The sequence below is a fragment of the Cobetia sp. genome, from assembly GCF_983723665.1.
In genome coordinates this window covers 4,541-6,011 of sequence record NZ_CFDJES010000056.1, presented here as the reverse complement: position 1 = coordinate 6,011, position 1,471 = coordinate 4,541, and the positions used below count along the sequence as shown (strand labels likewise).

The 1,471-nt window shown below is 67.9% G+C and carries 1 protein-coding gene; it reads left to right on the top strand.

Annotated features, from left to right (window positions below; translation table 11 throughout):
- Positions 1–14: 14 nt before the first annotated feature.
- Positions 15–1,471, top strand: a 1,457-nt coding sequence (glcD, locus tag AC4FAH_RS07595) for a glycolate oxidase subunit GlcD (RefSeq protein ID WP_490245840.1), incomplete at its 3' end; no start/stop codon positions are given.

Genomic DNA, 1,471 nt, shown 5'->3' with positions numbered 1-1,471 from the left:
CCGGGAGGCAGTGCATGAATATCCTCTATGACCCGACGCTGGATGGACCGCTGGCCCAGCACGACAAGGGCCAGGTGCTGGCGCATCTCACCACCCTGCTGCCGGACCTGACGCTGCTGCACCGCGAGGAGGACCTGCACCCCTTCGAATGTGATGGCCTGTCCGCCTATCGCGTCATGCCGATGCTGGTCGCCCTGCCGGAGCGGGTCGAGCAGGTCGCCGCCCTGCTGCGTGAATGTCATGCGCTGGGCGTGCCGGTGGTGACTCGTGGCGCCGGCACCGGGCTATCCGGCGGTGCCTTGCCGCTGGCGCAAGGCGTGCTGCTGGTGATGTCGCGCATGGCACGGATTCTCGAGATCGACCCTGACGCCCGCACCGCACGCCTGCAGCCCGGGGTGCGCAATCTCGCCATTTCCGAGGCCGCCGCGCCCTTCGGGCTCTACTACGCGCCGGACCCCTCCTCGCAGATCGCCTGCTCCATCGGCGGCAACGTGGCCGAGAATGCCGGTGGCGTGCACTGCCTCAAGTACGGCCTGACCGTTCACAACCTGCTCAAGCTCGAGATGCTGACCATCGAAGGCGAGGCGATGACGATCGGCGCCGACAGCCTCGACTCGCCCGGGCTGGACATGCTGGCGCTGATGACCGGCTCCGAAGGCATGCTGGGGGTGGTCACGGAAGTCACGGTGCGCCTGCTGCCCAGGCCCGAGACCGCCAAGGTGCTGATGGCGAGCTTCGCCGATATCGACAAGGCCGGCCGCGCGGTGGGCGACATCATCGCCTGCGGCATCATCCCCGGCGGGCTCGAGATGATGGACAACCTGGCGATCCGCGCCGCCGAGGACTTCATCCATGCGGGCTATCCGATCGAGGCCGCCGCCATTCTGCTCTGCGAGCTGGACGGCGCCGAGGCCGATGTCGTCGATGACTGCGCGCGAGTCCGTGAGGTGCTGGAGCGCGCCGGCGCCACCGAGATCCGCCAGGCACAGGACGAGGCCGAGCGCGCGCGCTTCTGGGCCGGGCGCAAGAATGCCTTCCCCGCCGTGGGTCGCATGTCGCCGGACTACTACTGCATGGATGGCACCATTCCGCGTCGCGAGCTGCCCGCCGTGCTGAACGGCATCGCGGAGCTCTCGCGCCAATCGGGGCTCGCGGTGGCCAATGTCTTCCATGCCGGTGACGGCAACATGCACCCGCTGATCCTGTTCGATGCCAACCAGCCCGGCGAGCTGGAACTGGCCGAGGAGGTCGGCGGCAAGATTCTCGAACTGTGCGTGGCCGCCGGCGGCAGCATCACCGGCGAACATGGCGTGGGCCGCGAGAAGATCAATCAGATGTGTGCCCAGTTCAACCACGAGGAGATCAGCGTCTTCCATGCCGTGAAGGCCGCCTTCGACCCCGCTGGCCTGCTCAACCCCGGCAAGAACATCCCGACGCTGGCGCGCTGCGCCGAATTCGGTGCCATGCACGT